Annotated in this window: 15 protein-coding genes and 1 pseudogene; 4 read left to right on the forward strand and 12 right to left on the reverse strand. The window is 60.0% G+C overall.

Annotation, left to right across the window (positions count from 1 at the left end):
* Positions 1-12 precede the first annotated feature (12 nt).
* Together CUV01_RS00140 and CUV01_RS00145 are read left to right on the forward strand one after the other, a co-directional pair.
* Entirely contained in the window at positions 13-894 is an 882-nt protein-coding gene (locus CUV01_RS00140; protein WP_101458701.1) for a methylenetetrahydrofolate reductase, read from the forward strand.
* Between the two features lie 19 nt (positions 895-913).
* Entirely contained in the window at positions 914-1,900 is a 987-nt protein-coding gene (locus tag CUV01_RS00145; protein WP_101458702.1) for a methyltetrahydrofolate cobalamin methyltransferase, read from the forward strand.
* Between the two features lie 125 nt (positions 1,901-2,025).
* Here CUV01_RS00145 and CUV01_RS00150 read toward each other — a convergent pair whose 3' ends face one another.
* From CUV01_RS00150 to CUV01_RS00185, 8 genes are all read right to left on the reverse strand, one after another.
* Positions 2,026-2,796, reverse strand: coding sequence for an enoyl-CoA hydratase-related protein (locus CUV01_RS00150; RefSeq protein WP_101461742.1), 771 nt, complete (start codon positions 2,794-2,796; stop codon positions 2,026-2,028).
* A 78-nt stretch (positions 2,797-2,874) separates the two neighbouring features.
* Complete coding sequence (locus tag CUV01_RS00155; protein WP_101458703.1) at positions 2,875-3,333, reverse strand: cytochrome c-type biogenesis protein; 459 nt, start codon at positions 3,331-3,333, stop codon at positions 2,875-2,877.
* Entirely contained in the window at positions 3,330-5,291 is a 1,962-nt protein-coding gene (locus CUV01_RS00160; RefSeq protein WP_101458704.1) for a heme lyase CcmF/NrfE family subunit, read from the reverse strand. Before CUV01_RS00160 ends, CUV01_RS00155 begins: the two co-directional genes overlap by 4 nt.
* 97 nt (positions 5,292-5,388) lie before the next feature.
* Positions 5,389-5,922: a holin family protein gene (locus tag CUV01_RS00165; RefSeq protein ID WP_101458705.1), complete on the reverse strand. Its 534-nt coding sequence runs from the start codon at positions 5,920-5,922 to the stop codon at positions 5,389-5,391.
* Positions 5,913-6,524 carry a holin-associated N-acetylmuramidase gene (locus CUV01_RS00170; RefSeq protein ID WP_101458706.1) on the reverse strand — a complete coding sequence of 204 codons (612 nt, stop codon included), beginning with the start codon at positions 6,522-6,524 and terminating at the stop codon, positions 5,913-5,915. The genes CUV01_RS00165 and CUV01_RS00170 overlap by 10 nt, the downstream gene beginning before the upstream one ends.
* Before the next feature lie 176 nt (positions 6,525-6,700).
* Positions 6,701-7,150 carry a cytochrome c maturation protein CcmE gene (gene ccmE / locus CUV01_RS00175; RefSeq protein WP_101458707.1) on the reverse strand — a complete coding sequence of 150 codons (450 nt, stop codon included), beginning with the start codon at positions 7,148-7,150 and terminating at the stop codon, positions 6,701-6,703.
* A gap of 18 nt (positions 7,151-7,168) precedes the next feature.
* Positions 7,169-7,981, reverse strand: a complete 813-nt coding sequence (gene murI / locus CUV01_RS00180; RefSeq protein ID WP_101458708.1) for a glutamate racemase — start codon at positions 7,979-7,981, stop codon at positions 7,169-7,171.
* 76 nt (positions 7,982-8,057) lie between these two features.
* The gene (locus tag CUV01_RS00185; protein ID WP_101458709.1) at positions 8,058-11,462 is read right to left on the reverse strand and encodes an indolepyruvate ferredoxin oxidoreductase family protein; all 3,405 of its coding nucleotides are present in this window, start codon (positions 11,460-11,462) and stop codon (positions 8,058-8,060) included.
* 162 nt (positions 11,463-11,624) lie between these two features.
* Between CUV01_RS00185 and CUV01_RS00190 the strand changes: the two genes are divergently transcribed.
* Positions 11,625-12,530 carry a LysR family transcriptional regulator gene (locus tag CUV01_RS00190; protein ID WP_101458710.1) on the forward strand — a complete coding sequence of 302 codons (906 nt, stop codon included), beginning with the start codon at positions 11,625-11,627 and terminating at the stop codon, positions 12,528-12,530.
* A gap of 384 nt (positions 12,531-12,914) precedes the next feature.
* Here the strand turns inward: CUV01_RS00190 and CUV01_RS00195 are convergent, their stop codons facing one another.
* On the reverse strand, positions 12,915-13,778 hold the full coding sequence (locus tag CUV01_RS00195; RefSeq protein ID WP_101461743.1) for an SMP-30/gluconolactonase/LRE family protein: 864 nt from the start codon (positions 13,776-13,778) through the stop codon (positions 12,915-12,917).
* Positions 13,779-14,095: 317 nt separating this feature from the next.
* Here CUV01_RS00195 and CUV01_RS00200 point away from each other — a divergent pair, with 317 nt between their 5' ends.
* Complete coding sequence (locus tag CUV01_RS00200) at positions 14,096-14,383, forward strand: hypothetical protein (RefSeq protein WP_157994737.1); 288 nt, start codon at positions 14,096-14,098, stop codon at positions 14,381-14,383.
* A gap of 36 nt (positions 14,384-14,419) precedes the next feature.
* Here CUV01_RS00200 and CUV01_RS00205 read toward each other — a convergent pair.
* The 3 genes and pseudogenes from CUV01_RS00205 to CUV01_RS19560 all read right to left on the reverse strand — a co-directional run.
* Positions 14,420-15,259: pseudogene (locus CUV01_RS00205) on the reverse strand (IS3 family transposase); the annotation flags it as partial.
* A gap of 32 nt (positions 15,260-15,291) precedes the next feature.
* A protein-coding gene (locus tag CUV01_RS00210; RefSeq protein ID WP_101458713.1) for an IS3 family transposase occupies positions 15,292-16,421 on the reverse strand; the annotation gives its coding sequence in 2 pieces (ribosomal slippage) (positions 15,292-16,187 and positions 16,187-16,421; 1,131 coding nt in all).
* Between the two features lie 424 nt (positions 16,422-16,845).
* Entirely contained in the window at positions 16,846-17,724 is an 879-nt protein-coding gene (locus tag CUV01_RS19560) for a hypothetical protein (RefSeq protein ID WP_157994738.1), read from the reverse strand.
* Positions 17,725-18,281 lie beyond the last annotated feature (557 nt).

Genomic DNA, 18,281 nt, shown 5'->3' on the forward strand with positions numbered 1-18,281 from the left:
AAGGCTGCAAAAATGACGCTTATGCAATTTCGGACCCCAAGAACCGGCGCATCCGCGCTTCCGGCCTTTTTGCAAGGCGCCTCGGTCGAGGTGATGCCGCGCACGGCGGAGAAGATCACCGATTTCCGCGATCACCTGCCGGCAGGCACGCAGGTCTTTGTCGCCCATATCGACGGCACCGATGCGTCAGAGATGCAGGCAACCGTGGCGAGACTGGCACGCGAAGGCTTTGCGCCCGTCCCCCATATCCCCGCGCGCATCGTGCCGGACCGCGCCGCCCTGGCGCAGTGGATCGCTGCCTATCGCGATGCCGGCGCCACCAGCGCGCTGCTGCTGGGCGGTGGTCTGAACGCGCCCAAGGGCGAGTTTGCCGATTCGATGCAGATGCTGGACACCGGCCTCTTTGGCGATTTCCAGCGGCTTTACGTGGCCGGCCACCCCGAGGGGAACCGCGACATCGACCCTGATGGCGGCGATGCGCAGGTCATGGCGGCCTTGCGGTGGAAAAAGGCATTTGCCGAACGCAGCGACGCGCAGATGGGAATCGTGACCCAGTTCTGCTTTGAGGCGAAACCCGTGATCGAATGGGTCAACAAGCTGCAGGCCGCCGGTCTGGACCTGCCGATCCGCATTGGCGTGGCCGGTCCTGCCAAGCTGCAAACCATGCTGAAATTCGCCATCATGTGCGGTGTCGGCCCCTCCCTGCGCGTGCTGCAACGCCGCGCCCGTGATGTGACCAAGCTGCTCAAACCCTATGAGCCCAACGAATTCATCACCCGGATCGCACGTCACAAAGCCGATAACCCGGATTTCGCAATCGAGGCCGCGCATCTCTTTCCGCTTGGTGGTATCACCGCTTCGACCGATTGGCTGACGCGCTTTCGCGACGCCTGAACCCCTTGAAAGGCCCTTTATGACCCGCACTGTTCTGGAATCCGCCACAAAGACCGTGATCATCGGCTTTGACGAACCCTTTTGCGTCATTGGCGAGCGTATCAATCCCACCGGACGCAAGAAGCTGGCGGCGGAACTGGAGATGGACGATTTCACGACCGTCGAAAAGGACGCGCTGGAACAGGTGGCTTGCGGGGCCACGGTGCTGGACGTGAACTCGGGCGCGGTTTTCACCAACAAGATGGCCGATGATCCGCGCTATGCCGACAACAACTTTGTCGAGCCGATGCTGATGCCCGAACTGATCAACCGGATTCAGGCGCTGGTCGATGTGCCGCTGTGCATCGACAGCTCGGTTCCCGGCGCGCTGAAGGCGGGGCTCGAGGCCTGCAAGGGGCGCCCGCTGCTCAACAGTGTGACCGGCGAGGAAGAGCGGCTGGAACTGGTTCTGCCGCTGGTCAAGCAATACAACGTGCCGGTGGTGGCGATTTCCAACGACGATACCGGCATCAGCGAGGACCCCGAGGTCCGCTTTGCCGTGGCCAAGAAGATCGTCGAACGCGCCGCCGATTTCGGCATTCCCGCGCATGACATCGTGGTTGATCCGCTGGTCATGCCGGTGGGCGCAATGGCATCCGCCGGGCGTCAGGTGTTCGCGCTGGTGCGCAAGCTGCGCGACGAACTGGGCGTGAACACGACCTGCGGCGCCAGCAATATCAGCTTTGGCCTGCCCAACCGCCACGGCATCAACGCGGCCTTCCTGCCCATGGCCATTGGCGCGGGCATGACCAGCGCCATCATGAACCCGGTGCGTTCAGCCGAGATGGAGGCAATCAAGGCCGCCAATTTCCTGATGAACCACGACCCGAATGGTGGCGACTGGATCCGTTTCAGCCGCGTGATCGAGGCCGTTCATGCCGGCACCCCCTTCCCCGAGGCTGCCAAGGCAGCCGGCGGTGGTGGCGCAGCTGGTGGCCGTAGGGGTGGCCGCCGCGCGCGGGGTTGAACACACGAAAAAAGGACAGCGCCCGACCGTGACTGGGCGCTGTTTAGCCTATGTGGATTGCAGTTTACCGCGCAGCCACGACCTACGCCTGTGCCGTGTGTATCGCCCGGCCCGGGCTTCGAACCCTACCGGCCGGTGAATTTCGCCGGACGCTTTTGCAGAAACGCCTGAACACCCTCGCTGAAATCTGAACTGCGGCCTGCCTGGCCTTGTAGCTTGGCCTCCAGCTTCAACTGATCGTCCAGATCGTTGTCCATCGATTCGGCAACCAGTTTGCGGACCGCCCGATAGGCACTGGTCGGGCCATCGGCCAGCTTGCGCGCGGTCTCGACCACGCCCTTAGCGAACTGATCATCGGGCAGCGCCTGCCAGATCAGCCCCCAATCAGCCGCCTTCTGCGCGGGAATCGCATCGGCCATCAACATCATCCCCATCGCACGGGCATGGCCGACCAGACGCGGGATAAACCATGTACCGCCCGCATCCGGGATCAACCCGATACGGGTAAAGGCCTCAATGAAGCTGGCGCTTTCGGCGGCGATCACCACATCACAGCACAGCGCCAGATTGGCACCCGCACCCGCAGCGGTGCCGTTTACCGCCGCGATCACCGGCACCGGGCAATCGACGATCGCTCGCAGCATCGGCTCGTATTCATCGCGCAGGGTGCCTTCGATATCGGTGACCGAGTTGGTATCGGTAAGGTCCTGCCCGGAACAAAAGGCCCGGCCCGAGCCCGTCAGAACAACGCAACGAACATCGTCGCCCAGCCCCGTCAGAGCCTGCGTGATCTCGGCCCGCATGCGGGTGTTCAACGCATTCATCAGATCGGGCCGGTTCAGGATGATGGTCGCGATGCCGTCACGGATGGAAAACTGGATGGTCTCGAAGCTCATGGTGCTGCCCTCGCTATCTGTCGGCATCTTGCCGGTTTTCGGCGCCAAGAAAACCCCGGACCGCACGTCAACCGACGGTTAGTCGCGCATGATCCGGTCCAGCCGGGCGCGTTCTTCATCACTTAGCGGCGCTGATGTCTCTGTTTCCGCGCGCTGGCGGCTGCGCAGGAAAGACCAGCCGATCAGCAGCGCGATGAACGCCATCGCCGGCCCCGCAAGCCACAGCAGCAGATTGACCCCGCGTGCCGGCGGCTCGAACAGGACGAACTCGCCGAACCGGTCCGTGACCGCCTGAATGACTTGCCCGTTATCGTCGCCTGCGACCAGCCGTTCGCGAACATAGAGCCGCAGGTCACGGCTGATCGCCGCATTGGATTCGTCGATATTCTCGCCCTGGCAGACCGGACAACGCAGTTTTTGCGAGATCTCTCGCGCACGCGTTTCCAGCGCCGGATCGTCCAGCACCTCATCGGGCTGCACCGCCAGTGCCAACACTGGCATCAGCAGCACAAACAGGATCGCAAATACGCGCCTCATTCGGCGGGTACAGCGTTGGCGGGCGCCTTGCGCGCGCCGGCAGCCACCCGGTAGCGCCGATCCGACAGGCTGATCAGCCCGCCGATGGCCATCATGATGCATCCGAGCCAGATCCAGTTGGCGAAGGGTTTGATATAGGACCTCACCGCCCATCCCCCGTCTGCCTGCCGATCGCCAATCACCAGATAGATGTCGCGGAAAACGCCATTGTCGATCGCCGCCTCGGTCGTGGGCATGGCCTGAACCGGATAGATCCGTTTTTCCGGGTGCAGCGTCGCCACCGGCTCGCCATCCTTGGACACATCAATCGCGGCCATGGTCGACAGATAGTTCGGCCCCTGCACCTCATCGACCGAGCGCAGCGTCAGACTGTAGCCGCCGACATCATAGGCCTCATCGATCTGGGCGACGCGGATGTCCTCGACCTGCCAGGCGGTCAGCAGGGCCACACCGATAAAGGTGATCCCCAACCCGCTATGCGCCACCGCCTTGCCCCAGTCTGCACGCGGCAGCCGAACCAGACGCGACAGGCCGGAACGTCCGGTGCGGTGGATCAACTCGGACGCAGCGCCCAGGACCAGCCAGACGCCCAGACCGGCGCCGATGACCGCGATGGCCGAATGGCCCGTCGAGACGGCCCAGATAAGCAGCATCACAGCACCGGTCAGCACCAGCGCGCCGCGCAAGGGCCGGATCGCACGGGCGATATCGCCACGCTTCCACGGCATGATCGCGCCAACGGGCAGGACCACCGCAAGCACGATCATGAAAGGCGTGAAGGCCTGGTTAAAGAACGGCGCACCGACCGACAGTTTCCGATCCCAGAAAAACTCGGCCACCAGCGGCCAGATCGTGCCGATGAACACCACAAACGCCGCCACCGCCAAAAGGATATTGTTCAGCACCAACGCCCCCTCTCGCGAGACAGGCGAAAACACCCCCTTGGCCGTCATCGCCCCTGCGCGCGCGGCATAAAGTGTCAGCGCGGCGCCGACGAAAACCGCAAGGATGGCGAGGATAAAGACCCCGCGTTCGGGATCGTTGGCGAAACTGTGGACCGAGGTGATGACCCCCGAACGCACGATAAACGTCCCGATGAGTGAAAAGCCAAAGGCCATGATCGCCAGCAGGATGGTCCAGCTTTTCAACGCCTCGCGCTTTTCCACGACGATGGCCGAATGCAGCAGGGCTGCTGCCAAAAGCCAGGGCATGAAGCTGGCATTCTCGACCGGGTCCCAGAACCAAAAGCCGCCCCAGCCCAATTCGTAATACGCCCACCAGGACCCCAATGCGATGCCCACGGTCAGAAACATCCAGGCCGCCAGCGTCCACGGCCTGACCCAACGCGCCCATGCCGCATCTACGCGCCCCTCGATCAGGGCGGCCACGGCAAAACTGAACGACATGCTCAGGCCGACATAGCCGAGGTAAAGGAACGGCGGATGAAAGGCCAAGCCCGGATCTTGCAGCAGCGGGTTCAGGTCGCGCCCGTTAAAGGGCGGATTGGCCAGCCGAAGAAACGGGTTCGATGTAAAGATGATGAACGCATAGAAGGCCGCGCCAATCGACGCCTGCACCCCCAGCACCCGCGCCCGCAGGCTGGGCGGCAGATTGCCCGAAAACGCCGCCGCCGCCGCGCCAAACAACGCCAGAATCAGCACCCATAGCAGCATGGAACCTTCGTGGTTCCCCCAGACGCCCGTCACTTTATAGAGCATCGGCTTGTCGGTGTGACTGTTCTCATAGACCAGCTTCAGCGAGAAATCCGAGGTGACGAAGGCAACCGTCAGCGCCGCAAAGGAAATCCCGGTCAGCCCGAACTGCGCCAGCGCAGCCGGTCGCGCACTGTCCATCCAGGCGGGAAGGCCCCGCGCCGCGCCGATCATCGGAATGACCATCTGATAAAGCGAGACCGCAAAAGCAAGGATCAGGGCGAAATGGCCAATCTCGGCAATCATGGGTTCTCCTACGTTCAGAGGCCCAGTCTAGCACGCGAAAAAGGGGGGAACAGTCCCCCCTTTTGACGCATCTCATCAGTATTCGGTGTGAATACGCCTAGACCAAGGTCACAGCCCAGTCCCGCAGCGCCGCATTATCGGCAAAATTGTCGTCGGGCCGGACATGAGCCTGCAAGACGCCCTGCGCCGCGGCATCCGTCACAGGCGGCTGCTCACGCCAGGTCGGGATGCCGTCACGATTGCGGAAATAATGTGCCTCACGCGCGCCAAAATAAAAGCTGACGATGGCGCCCAGCAACCACCACAGCGGCTCGGGCACCAGCGACAGGCCCTGCATCCGCACAGAAAAACCCAAAGGCTCGACCATGGCGTAGAGGAAAAGACCCAGCACTCCCATCGTCAGCACCGGCCGAGGCAGCCGGTTCAACCCGTTGATAAAGCTGTCGAACCAGCCGGCGCGGGCAATCTCGAACTCCTGCCCCATCTGGACCATGGCGCGGGCATAAGCCTCTTCGTCCAACTCCATCCGCCGGGTGACGTTCTGGGTGAATACCTCGGCCATACCGGTCGCGGCATGCCCGACAGCAGTGACCGTCGCCCCGGCGCCAAGAAAGCGGTCAATCATGCCCATTTGGCGGTCCTCTCACGATGTTGCGCGGAACTCAGATGGTATTTCTCGGCAATGAACTCTTCGGCGCGTGCGATCCAGCCACCCTTGCCGCCATCACGCCGCCGCGCATATTTCCGACTGGCCGGGCGCTGATCGGCCAACGCGTAGTAATAGTTCCTGCGCGCAATCCCATAAGCATCCGCCAGATGCCCCGGCGCAGCCTCGGCCGCCGCATGGACGGCCTCGATGGTCTGGGGACCGACCACCCCATCATCGCTGGCGGCAAACCCCATCCGGCTGACCATGCGCTGCAGGATCTTCACGGCATTCGTACCCGCATTCACATACATATCGAAAACGCTGGCCTGCACCGCCTCGGGCAGCTCCGCCAGACGCGGGCCTGCAAAGTAATGGTCAATGAAAATCCCGGTGGCCTGCGCCCGCGTCAGCGCCTTGACATCGGCCGTATCCACGCGGCCATCCCGGTTCAGATCCTTGCCCAGGCGACGCATCGTGCCAATCGTGACGCCGTAGTTCGTGGCCCCGCCCGGATCATCCGGATCGTTCACGAAACCGCCCTCACGCGCCACGATATCGCGCGCGATCTCTTCGACACTCTTCATCGCAATCCCCCTTGCACCAACCGCCCAACCAGCGAATGATCCAAGGCTGCGCCTCCGCGGTTAACCTCCGATTAACCAAGCGAGCGTTGCCGCAAACCCCACATTCTTCTTCATGAAAATATCCTGCAGGGGGTCCGGGGGACGCAAAGTCCCCCGGCTGTCGCGGGACGCAAGGATCAGGAATTCGGGTCCTGATAAACGCCGGCTTCCTTCAGCGTGTCGACGACCTCTTTCGGCATATAGGTCTCGTCATGCTTGGCCAGCAGATTATCCGCCTCGAACTGCCCATTGCGGAAATACCCCTTGGCGATGGTGCCCTGACCTTCGGTGAACAGATCGGGACGCGGGTCGCCGCCGACATAGCGCACCGGGATCTCGGCCACGCCGTCCGTCACGACAAAGTCGAAGGCTACCCCGTCCAAATTCGTGATCGACCCGTCTTTGACCAGGCCGCCCAACTGAAAATACTCGTCCGGCCCTGGCGCCACTTCGGCCAACTGACTGGGCGAACGATAGAGGTTGATGCCATCGCGAAAACCGTAGCCGATCAAGACAACCGCCACCACCAACGCCACAAAGGCCGCCATGATGACCTGAACGCGCCGCCGTTTTTTTAATGATTTCATACCAGACACGACGATACCTCAAGTTTTTTCAAACTGAATCGAATGGCGCAGGAATTGCGTCGCCTTTCCCGATACTCGGACCGGATCGCCGGTTGTCAGAAACTTGCTGGCAGTTCCATCGCCCTGCATATCCGGGTGACGCTCAAGATAGTCCGTCAAACTGTCGGCGACCAGTCCGGCTTGGGAATAGACGGTCACATTCTCGCCAAGCGCACGCTGAAAGGTCTCTTCCACCAACGGATAATGCGTACAGCCCAGAATCGCCGCCTCTGGATGCGGCATTCGGCGCAGCAGGGCCTCGACATGGCTGGTGACCAGCGCCTCGGCCAGAATCTCGTCACCCTGCTCGATCGCATCGACAACACCGCCGCAAGGCTGCGCCTCGACATCGACGCCCACGGCTCGAAAGGCCAGTTCACGCTGAAAGGCGCGGCTGGCGACGGTTGCGGGCGTGGCAAACAGGGCGACATGCTTGACCGCCACTTCGCGCGGCGGTGAATTGTCACCCCATTGCCTTTCGGTCAACGCCTCGATCATCGGCACAAACACCCCAAGCACGCGCTTGTCCTTGGGCAGCCAGGTTTCCTGCATGCGCTTCAGGGCAACGGCGGCGGCGGTGTTGCAGGCCAGGATGACCAGATCACAGCCCTCATCCCACAGCCGCTCGACCCCCTGGCAGGTCAGCTCAAAGATATCCTGCGCATCGCGCACGCCATAAGGCGTATTGGCATTGTCGCCGTAATAGACCAGCGGCAGATCGGGCAAACGATTGGCAATGCCCTTGTGCACTGTCAGCCCGCCAAGCCCCGAATCGAATACTCCAACCGCCATGCCCGCCTCCAATCACCACGCCGGGACCTTCTAAGCCCCGGCGCAGAGTTTGGGAATGGGGCCTTTGGCCAATGCGTCACTCGGCCGCTTGCAGCACCGGTGCCCCGCCACTGCGGAACTGTTCCAGCAATTCGGCCCGGCGCGCCTCGGCCTCGTCTGCGGCCTTGTCCTTGACCAGACCGTAGCCGCGGATCGACAGAGGCAGTTCGGCCAGTTCAACGGCAATGGGCATGGTCGCCGGCGTCACCTTGGCGATGACCTCTTCCATAGTGGCCCGGTAGTCGCGAATCATCGCGCGTTCGCGGCGGCGTTCGGGGAAATAGCCGAACACATCGAACGGTGTGCCACGCAGCCCCTTCATCGCCGCCAATGCCTTGAACGCGGTCAGAACCCAGGGACCGAACTCGCGCTTGAGCGGTCGGCCTTCGGCATCCTTGCCCGGCAGCATCGGCGGGGCCAGATGGAAGGACAGCTTCACATCACCATCCCACTGCGCCGCAACTTGATCGGCCGTGGTCAGGTGCAACCGCGCGACCTCGTATTCATCCTTATAGGCCAACAGCTTGTAATAGCCGCTCGCAACGGGTTCCCGCAGTTCTTCGGGCGCACTATCAACCAGTTTGCGGAACTTTTTCACCAGTCCCTTGCCCTGATAATCGACCAGCCGCGCCTCGCGATAGGCAATCGGATCCTCGACATGATCTGGCTGTTCATTGGGCAGATGCGCCATTTCAGCCGCCTGCTCGGAAAAGGCCACCGCCCAACGCCCGATCTGGAAGGCACGCTGGTTTTCCGCGACCTTGGCGCCGTTCAAGCGGATCGCCTCGAGGATCGACTCTTCGGCCAAGGGCAACAGACCCTGCTGCCATGCACCACCCAGCACCAGCATGTTGGAATAGATCGAATCGCCCAGCAAACGCAGCGCCAGGTTATTGGCGTCGAAAAAGGCCAGATTGTCCTTGAGCCGTGCCTCCAACGACAGCTTCAGCCGATCCGAGGGCACCTGAAAATCGCGGAAGCGGGTGAAATCGCCGGTGATGATCTCGTGATCATTGACGACGGCACCGCTGCGCCCGGTGGTCATCAGGCCGATGGTCTTGGCCCCTGCCGTCACCACCAGATCACCGCCGATCACACAGTCTGCCTCGCCGGTTGCCACGCGAATGGCACTGATATCTTCGGGCTGGTTGGCCAGACGCAGGTGGATATGCACTGCCCCGCCTTTCTGGGCCAGACCGGCCATTTCCATCATGCCGGCGCCCTTGCCGTCGATCTGGGCGGCCTGCGCCAGCACGGCGCCGATGGTCACAACGCCGGTCCCGCCGACGCCGGTGATCACCACATTATGCGTGCCATCAATGGCGGGCAGTGTGGGTTCGGGCAGATCGGGCAGATCGAATTGCGTGGCCTCGGGCTTTTTCAGCGTGCCGCCGCGGACCGAGACAAAGCTGGGGCAGAAGCCTTTGACGCAGGAATAATCCTTGTTGCAGGACGACTGGTCGATCTTGCGCTTGCGGCCCAGTTCGGTGTCTTCGGGCACAATCGAGACGCAGTTCGACTGCACCCCGCAATCGCCGCACCCTTCGCACACCTCGGGATTGATCCAGACACGGCGATCGGGATCGGGGAAGGTGCCGCGCTTGCGACGGCGGCGCTTTTCGGCGGCACAGGTCTGGATATAAAGGATGGCGCTGACACCGTTTTCCTTTTCCAGATCGCGCTGAACGGCCATCATCTGGGCCCGTTCCTCAAAGCGCAGGCCGGACGGGAACTGCTTGCGCTCCACATCCTCTTTCTCGTCATAGACCACGACCAGCGGATCGACGCCCATCGCCACCAATTCGCGTGCGATCTGCGGCGCGGTCAGGCCGCCTTCGTTGGGCTGGCCGCCGGTCATGGCAACAGCGTCGTTATAAAGCACCTTGTAGGTGATGTTGGTGCCCGCGGCCAAAGCGGCGCGGATCGCCAGATTGCCCGAATGGTTATAGGTGCCATCGCCAAGGTTCTGGAACATATGGCCGCGCTTGGAAAACGGCGCCTCGCCGATCCAGTTCGCGCCCTCGCCGCCCATATGGGTAAAGCCCTCGGTATCGCGGCCCATCCATTGCACCATGTAGTGACAGCCGATCCCGGCATAGGCGCGGCTGCCCTCGGGCAGTTTGGTCGAACTGTTATGCGGACAACCCGAACAGAACCACGGCGTGCGGTTGGCGATCTCGGGCGCGTTATCGTTGCGGCGCACCTCGGTCAGGCGGTCCATGCCGGCCTTGATGCCGTCAGTGCCGCGACCTTCCTCGACCAGGATACCGCCGATCTTTTGCGCGATCATCACCGGGTCCAGCGCATAGCGGGTCGGGAACAGCTCTTCATGCGTGCGGTCATGCTTCCAGCCCAGCACGCGGCGACCGTGGCGATTGTCGAAGATCGCCTCTTTCAACTGCACTTCGATCAGCTTGCGCTTTTCCTCGACGCAGACGATCACGTCCAGATCCTCGGACCATTCCTGCATGGATTTCATATCCAGCGGCCAGGTCTGCCCGACCTTGTAGGTGGTGATGCCAAGCCGGTCCGCCTCGGCCTCGTCGATGCCCAGCAGTGACAACGCGTGAACCAGATCCAGCCAGTTCTTGCCCGCCGCGACAAAGCCGATCTTGGCACCGGGCTTGCCCCAGATCTTACGGTCAATGCGGTTTGCGCGGCTAAAGGCCTCGGCTGCCCACCGCTTGTAATCGATCATCCGCGCCTCTTGCACCACGGGCGTGTCGCCAAGGCGAATGTTCAGCCCGCCCTCGGGGATCACGAAATCGGTCGGAGTGACAAATTGCAGCCGGTGCGGGTCGCCATCGACGACCGCCGTGGCCTCGACCGTGTCCTTCATGGTCTTGAGGCCAGTCCAGACGCCGGCAAAGCGCGACAGCGCATAACCGTAAAGGCCGTAATCCATGATCTCCTGCACGCCCGCGGGCGACAGGACCGGGATATAGGCGTCGATCATCGCCCAGTCCGACTGATGCAACACGGTCGAGCTTTCGCCGGTATGATCATCGCCCATGGCCATGACAACGCCGCCATGTTGCGACGATCCGGCCATATTGGCATGGCGCATCACGTCGCCGGTGCGGTCGACGCCCGGCCCTTTGCCGTACCACAGCGCGAACACGCCGTCATATTTGCCCTCGCCGCGCAATTCGGCCTGTTGGCTGCCCCAGATCGCGGTGGCGGCCAGATCCTCGTTCAAACCCGGCTGGAAGGAGACATTTGCCTCGGACAGTCGCTTGCCTTCACGCATCATCTGCAAATCGACGGCGCCAAGCGGACTGCCGCGGTAACCCGTCACCAGACCCGCTGTGTTCAAGCCTGCGGCCTTGTCGCGCGCGTGCTGCATCAGCATCAAACGCACCAATGCCTGCGTGCCATTCAGCAGCACATGACGCTTTTCCAAATCAAAGCGATCGGATAGTGAAAATTCTTGCTTGCTCATCTGGCGGTCTCCCCAACGGCTTGATGAAAGTTGCGGCATTATAGGTCAGAATTGCTGACCGATGAAGGAAAAACTTCACAACTCACAGCTATTGTGAGAATGAGGGGCGAATTTTCAAAGTTGTTAATTTTCACGGGTTAACCACGCAGGATTGTGATCGCTATGGACTGGGACAAGCTAAGAATATTTCACGCCGTCGCTGACGCAGGCAGCCTGACTCATGCTGGCGATGTGCTGCATCTGTCGCAATCGGCGGTCAGCCGGCAGATTAGGGCGCTGGAAGAATCACTTGGCGTGACCCTGTTTCACCGCCATGCACGGGGACTGATTCTGACCGAGCAGGGTGAGCTTCTGTTCGAGGCAACGTCCTCGATGGGGCGCAAGCTGGACGCCGCCGCCGCCCGCATCCGTGACAGCGAAGAGGATGTGTTTGGCGAGTTGAAGGTCACCACCCCCGTGGGCTTTGGCACGCTATGGCTGGTCCCGCGGCTGCCCAAGCTTTACGAGAAATACCCGGATCTCAAGATCGAGCTGCTGCTGGAAGAGCGCGTTCTGGACCTGCCCATGCGCGAGGCAGACGTGGCCATCCGCATGAAAGAGCCCAGTCAGTCGGACCTGATCCGTCGCCGGTTGCTTAACATCCGGATGCGGCTTTACGCCTCGGAGCAGTACCTGGCCGAAAACGGCACACCGCCCAGTATAGAAGAACTCGGCAACCACCGGCTGATCTGCCAAAGCCCCTCGACACCGCAGGTCAGCTCGGGCGCCGTGCTGACACAGATGCTGTTGGCGCAAAGCCTCGGCTCCACCTTGATGGTCAACAACTATTTCGGCGTGCTTCAGGGCGTGCTGGCCAATCTGGGCATCGGCGTGCTGCCCGATTATCTCGTGGCCGATTTTGAGGGGCTTGTCCGGGTGATGCCCGAGATCGAATCCGGTGATGTCCCGGTTTTCCTGGCCTTCCCCGAGGAATTGCGCCAGTCGCGTCGGGTCATGGCCTTTCGTGACTTCGTGCTTGAGGAAATCCAGTCCTATCGCAAATGGCAAAGCGAATCAGGGGGGGACTGATCGCGGCCGATCAGCCCGCGCGACCCAGAAACCGAAGACCTTTGTCGCAGAAATCCTGTTGAAACTCGCCCTTCTACAACTTTTGCGTGTAGCTATTCAGCAACTGCATGGCGGGTATGCTGCGTATGCAGCATGAAAAAACTTGCAGAATGAGCAAGCTGCCCATAAATCTGGCTGTGAAGGCAAGAGGCAGCATTGCTGCTGGCCTTCAACCTCCCTGTTGGACTTAGGCCGGGCCTCGTGCCCGGCTTTTTTTTATTCTGCAAACGGTCGTCACAAACGTACGCCGAAACAACCTGCGAGATTTGCGGCCAAGTCATGTGCGACCGCCCTCGGCCAACACGGTGCCGCATTGCCTGATCCACGCCACACCGCAGATCCCGGTCAGTCCAGCAGCACCTGATGCTCGGCCTGCCCCCTGACGTCCAACCCATCGACAACGAATGTCATCCCGTCAGACTCGCCATTTAGACCCTCGCCCGCACTGGTCACCATCATCCGGTCCAGATCAGCGCCGATAAAGGCCGGGCATGTCGTGTTTCGGGCCGGCACATTGATCACGCACCGCTCTGCACCATCGGGGCCATAGCAGACCACCCGCGATGCACCGAATTGCGCGTTCCACATGTTGCCCTCGGCATCAACCACCGCGCCGTCCGGGCGCAGCCCCTCGGCCTTGAGATCAGCAAAGACCCTTGGCTCACCCTTTGGCCAGCCCTCGCCGTCCAGATCCTGACACATGATGATCGCCACATCGGTATCTGAATAATAGGCAAGGCGTCCGTCAGGGGCAAAACAGATCGCGTTCGATACACCGATCTTGTCGTAGAGCTTACGGATCTCACCCTTGTGGAAACGATAAATCGATCCGCGCTGCCCCCTCGGCTTGTCAATCGCCATGGTTCCGATCCAGAAGCCACCCATCGGATCAGCCCTTCCGTCATTCGCGCGAGTCGCGATGTTCTGCGCCTCGAGCGGCCAGCTTTGGCCGTTGCTGCCATCAGCCAGGTCAAACACCGTCAGCGCTGTCTGGGATGCGACCAGCAATCGGTCATGGTCGATCCATCCGGCGGCCGAGACGAACTCATCGAATTGCCAATCACGCTGGCCGGTCGCGTCGCGGGTCATCAGTTTCCGGCCGTGAATATCGAACCAAAAGGGCTGCTGCCGCGCGGGATGCCACAATGGCCCCTCGCCCAGCAAACAGCGACGCTGATCAAAGATCGAAACTACGACATCGTCGGTCATTGGCATCCCCATCGCCATGTATCGCGCCCGGACTGTTCGGGTCAGGTGCTCATGCTAGGCTGGCCCGCACCCCGAAACCAAGGGCTTTTACAAAGCGGCATCACCGTCGGGTCGGTGAGGTTTACCATCGATCAGAGTTCACAGTAACCACACCTCCTCTGGCGATTGGCAAAATAGATCACCGGCGAGGCAATCCAAAACCCCTATCACACGACCTACCACCCCCACCCTCGACGATGCCCTAAACGAATCTGATAACGGATGTCGCTGCAGATACCCAAATCCGAACGTATTTGACCGCAGAGTTCAGAATTGAGGTGCCTGACGGCAACGGCGGCGTCACCACTGTCACGAAAAGCGGCGTCTTGCTGCAAATGAACAATGGCGATATTTTCATCAGGCCAAGAGCATATATAGCCGATCAATGGACGGATATTTCGGCGGTCGCGAGCGTTACCCTAACGTCTGTTGGTCTCATCGATAGCGCCGCCTTCGTCTGCAGCCGTACCGAATTCAACGCTGATATCTACGACATTCCGCTCGTTTGCGTTGGCACGGGTACGCTGATCCTGACCGATCGCGGCGAAGTACCGGTCGAGGATTGAGCTACTCCCCATCTCTTGGACAGGATCTGGCGTAGATTAAGCTACTCGTTGCACCTGCTGATCGGGTTGGTTGATATCATTTCTCTTCCAGTAGACCAGCGCCGGAGGCTTGCCGCCGAGGGCCGAGTGCGGGCGCTGGTGGTTGTAGAAGGTCATCCATTTCCGGATGGCCGCCTTGGTCTCTGATCCTGTATCCCAGGCATGCAGGTAGACGCACTCGTATTTCAGGGTGCGCCACAGCCTCTCGATGAAGATGTTGTCCAGGAAACGGCCTTTCCCATCCATCGAGATCCGCACGCCCGACCGGCGGAGCCGATCCGTCCAAGCGAAGGACGTGAACTGAGATCCTTGATCAGTATTCATTATCTCGGGCGGGCCAAATTTGTGGATGGCCTCGTTCAGCGCCTCGACACAGAAGTCGGCCTCCAGCGTGTTCGAGATACGCCAGGCCAAGACCTTTCGAGTGTGCCAGTCCATGATTGCGACGAGGTATAGGAAGCCGCGCCGCATGGGCAGGTAGGTGATATCCGAGCACCAGACCTGGTTCGGGCGTTCCACACGCAGCCCTTTCAGCAGGTAGGGATAGGTCTTGTGCCCTTTCGCCGGCCTGCTGGTATTGGGCTTCTGGTAGATCGGCATCAAGCCCATGAGGCGCATTAGCCGGCGTATCCGCTTCTCGTTCACGAGATGCCCCTCATTGCGCAGGTGCCAGGTCATCTGCCGGACGCCGAAGAACGGGGTCTCAAGGAATTGCTCGTCGATCTGCCGCATCAGGCCGAGGTTCTGTTCGGTTTCTCCCTTGGGCTCGTAGTAATAGGACGAGCGCGCGATCGAGAGCAGTTTGCACTGCTGACCGATGGACAGCTGGTGTGCACCTGTCACGTATTTGTGCCGCTCCGAGTGCTCGTTTAAGCCACCTTCCGTTCAAAAGCGACCGGGCTTTTCCAGCCCAGTGCTGAGTGCCGTCGACGCGGATTGTAGAACCCATTGATGTATTCGAAGATCGCCATCTCAGCGTGCCGCCGGGTTACCCATGACCGCCGCCAGATCAGCTCGGCCTTGATGGTTTTGAAGAATGTCTCGACGGCCGCATTGTCATAACAATTACCTTTGCCGCTCATCGAGACTTTGAAGCCATGCTGGCGCAGGATCTTCTGGTAGTCATGCGAACAGTATTGGCTGCCCCTGTCGCTGTGGAAGATGCAGCCTTTGGGTGGCGACCTGAAGGCAATCGCCATCTTCAAGGCCCGGATCGCCAGATCGCGCTTCATCCGGTTGCTGACAGCCCAGCCGATCACGCGGCGGGAGTGCAGGTCCAGGATGACTGCCAGATATAGCCAGCCCTCGCGGGTCCAGATGTAGCTGATGTCGCCCGCCCATTTCTGGTTGGGCCCGGCTGCACTAAAGTCGCGATCCAGCAGGTTCGGGGCGATGTTGAACGTATGGGCGCTGTCGGTCGTGGCTTTGAACTTACGCGTTCTTTCAACGATGATCCTGTTTTCGCGCATCAGGCGACCGACGCGTCGATGCCCGACATCGACACCAACCTCTTTCAGCTCCTCTGTCATCCTCGGCCGACCATAGCTGCCCAAGCTCAGACGCGACTGTTCCTTGATATGCGCCAGAACGACCATGTCCATGCGCTGCCTGTGGCTGGCTGGGAGGCTGCGGAAGGCCCGTAATCCACGCGGGCTGACATTCATCACCTGGCAAAGCCGGTCGATCGGGAAGGCCCCGCGCTGTTCTTCGATGAACCTGAACCTCACGGCTTTTGGCCCGCGAAGAACTGGGTGGCTTTTTTTAGGATGTCCCTCTCCTCCTTGAGGATACGGTTCTCGCGCCGAAGCCGTTCGTTCTCACGCGCCAACTCGCGATCCTCGGCTGAGACTACGTCCGTGTCCCGGTGTGCGTTCACCCACTTATTGAGGGTCGACAAGCCGACCCCAAGATCATCCGCAACTTGACGCCGCGAAAGCCCGCTGGTCAGCGCAATCCGCACTGCATCCTTGCGAAATTCATCCGTCCTGACTGTGCCCATGGTTCATCTCCTTTGCTGCACATTACGTGGTCAAAGGAGCGGCACCAAACCGCGACAGGTCCAGTCCTGAGGCGCGAGCCAACGGTGCCGTCGATCTTCGACATCTGCGGCGTGGCGGAGCTACCGTGGGTAGAGCAGCCGGAGAGTGTTTTTGATTGACAAATTGCCAACCAAGCGTGGAGATCGAAAGCCGTTAGTGGCCTCCTACAACTGAACTAGGAGAAATCCCGCAACCGAGGTCAAAATTCGCCGCTTTGCCATTTGGGGCGTTACCGTTAGTGCTGACAAACTCAACTGGTCAGAGCTGTTCCAGACATCAGATGCCCATGGAAGCCCTTGGTCAGCCAGACAGTATTTACGAGCTGGTGCAATTCAGCTTGGCCCGCGAAATCGCGAATGCCGAAATAAAGTTGACTATCCAATACTACTTGCAATTATTCACTGTAAGCCCAGACAAACAGGGACAAAGGTCATTCCTGTTGAACAAATGTGCTTGCCTCTTTCTAACGCGATGCATGGATTTCCTGTTTAGGGCGCTAACTTCATTACTAAACGCATCAAGGTCTGAAAGAATTTTTGGAAGTTGATCTGTTATAGATCGCACAATATCTAGAGCCTTTGATAGGCAGTCCACCAGGTCTTTCGCTCCAGAAAATTCGTGCCTTCCAAGTGAAATCTCTCGCGTCAAATGACGTGTGCCCCAAGCGTCCGTGCGCGAAGCTGCATGCTTTGTAGTCGCGAAAAGGTCACCAACGTTTGGGTGTAAGAATTCACATAGAACATCATACGCAACACGGCTTCCCGGAACCCGCTTTCCCAATTTATCAACATGGTTCAGTATTTGATTTGCGGAAACGTCCATGAATTTTTCTTTTGGCTCATAACTAAGCTCTCGGGCCTTGGCAGTCGTAAAGTCCGAACCTGCCAGCTTTTGCCAATCCATTCGTGTTCCGTACAGGCTTTTCCCAATGAGTTCTGCGATGCTGGTCTCATAGAACACTTCATGAAATCCCCTTTCTTTCGCTTTCTCTCGCCATGGCCCAGAAAGTTTAGACCTAACGGTCTCCGCCAGCGATGCCCTCTCAATCAACCCCCGAAGCAGCGAAAGCGAAACGATGGCCGAGCCCTCGTCAATTGATGATATCGCTCCTTTCGCATGCTCGTAGCAAGCCAACCGAGATACATGAACGAATCCATTTATCTGCTGTGCGTAAAGAGATTGATTATAGATCGAGGCACGGATTGCGCCATTCGAGTGTCCCGATGGAACGCCATGTTTCCCGGAGCCAAACCAGTCTGCCATGCTATTTGCCACAGGGACAGCTTGAGCTTGGCTTACCATCCGAAATGTATAGCTGCGCCGAGTTGAAGTGAATGCGGCTTCGGAAAATGACTCGAGAGAGGCTCGAACGCACTCCCAATCCAAGGAGACAGAATTATCTTCCATTCAGCGTAAGCTCCCGTCGTAACTCCCTTTCAGGCTACTTCATGAGTCGCGGGTTCACCACGTCCATACACAGCTACGGCGATCATTTTGTTGAGGCACCACCTGGTGGCGAGGGGGTTCCGATTCCAGCCCAAAGCCCCACCATCGATCCTTTTCGTGCTGTCCCCCGGGTGACTTATTATACGGAATCCGCAAATCGCATTGGAGGCGGCAAAGTGGGCAGATGTGTCAGTTCGACTGAGGTCTTCCTTTGGGTAGGAAAAGGGTATGCGAACCATCGCCAGAAACGCGCCGCCTTACGCTGGCATCCCGAGCAACGCGCCTACCGCGCGTCCTGTCTATCTTGCCATCGATATCGTTCGGAACGCGAATTTGGGTTTTGGCGGGGATCAACGACAGGCCATTGACAAATA

This window comes from Paracoccus tegillarcae, assembly GCF_002847305.1.
In the GTDB taxonomy this organism is placed as follows: Bacteria; Pseudomonadota; Alphaproteobacteria; order Rhodobacterales; family Rhodobacteraceae; genus Paracoccus; species Paracoccus tegillarcae.

Bases quoted from the DNA above. Each gene is read 5' to 3' on its own strand.
- CUV01_RS00140 (WP_101458701.1), top strand. From the start codon at position 13: ATGACGCTTATGCAATTTCGGACCCCAAGAACCGGCGCATCCGCGCTT.
- CUV01_RS00145 (WP_101458702.1), top strand. From the start codon at position 914: ATGACCCGCACTGTTCTGGAATCCGCCACAAAGACCGTGATCATCGGC.
- CUV01_RS00150 (WP_101461742.1), bottom strand. From the start codon at position 2,796: ATGAGCTTCGAGACCATCCAGTTTTCCATCCGTGACGGCATCGCGACC.
- CUV01_RS00155 (WP_101458703.1), bottom strand. From the start codon at position 3,333: ATGAGGCGCGTATTTGCGATCCTGTTTGTGCTGCTGATGCCAGTGTTG.
- CUV01_RS00160 (WP_101458704.1), bottom strand. From the start codon at position 5,291: ATGATTGCCGAGATTGGCCATTTCGCCCTGATCCTTGCTTTTGCGGTC.
- CUV01_RS00165 (WP_101458705.1), bottom strand. From the start codon at position 5,922: ATGGGCATGATTGACCGCTTTCTTGGCGCCGGGGCGACGGTCACTGCT.
- CUV01_RS00170 (WP_101458706.1), bottom strand. From the start codon at position 6,524: ATGAAGAGTGTCGAAGAGATCGCGCGCGATATCGTGGCGCGTGAGGGC.
- ccmE (WP_101458707.1), bottom strand. From the start codon at position 7,150: ATGAAATCATTAAAAAAACGGCGGCGCGTTCAGGTCATCATGGCGGCC.
- murI (WP_101458708.1), bottom strand. From the start codon at position 7,981: ATGGCGGTTGGAGTATTCGATTCGGGGCTTGGCGGGCTGACAGTGCAC.
- CUV01_RS00185 (WP_101458709.1), bottom strand. From the start codon at position 11,462: ATGAGCAAGCAAGAATTTTCACTATCCGATCGCTTTGATTTGGAAAAG.
- CUV01_RS00190 (WP_101458710.1), top strand. From the start codon at position 11,625: ATGGACTGGGACAAGCTAAGAATATTTCACGCCGTCGCTGACGCAGGC.
- CUV01_RS00195 (WP_101461743.1), bottom strand. From the start codon at position 13,778: ATGACCGACGATGTCGTAGTTTCGATCTTTGATCAGCGTCGCTGTTTG.
- CUV01_RS19560 (WP_157994738.1), bottom strand. From the start codon at position 17,724: ATGGCAGACTGGTTTGGCTCCGGGAAACATGGCGTTCCATCGGGACAC.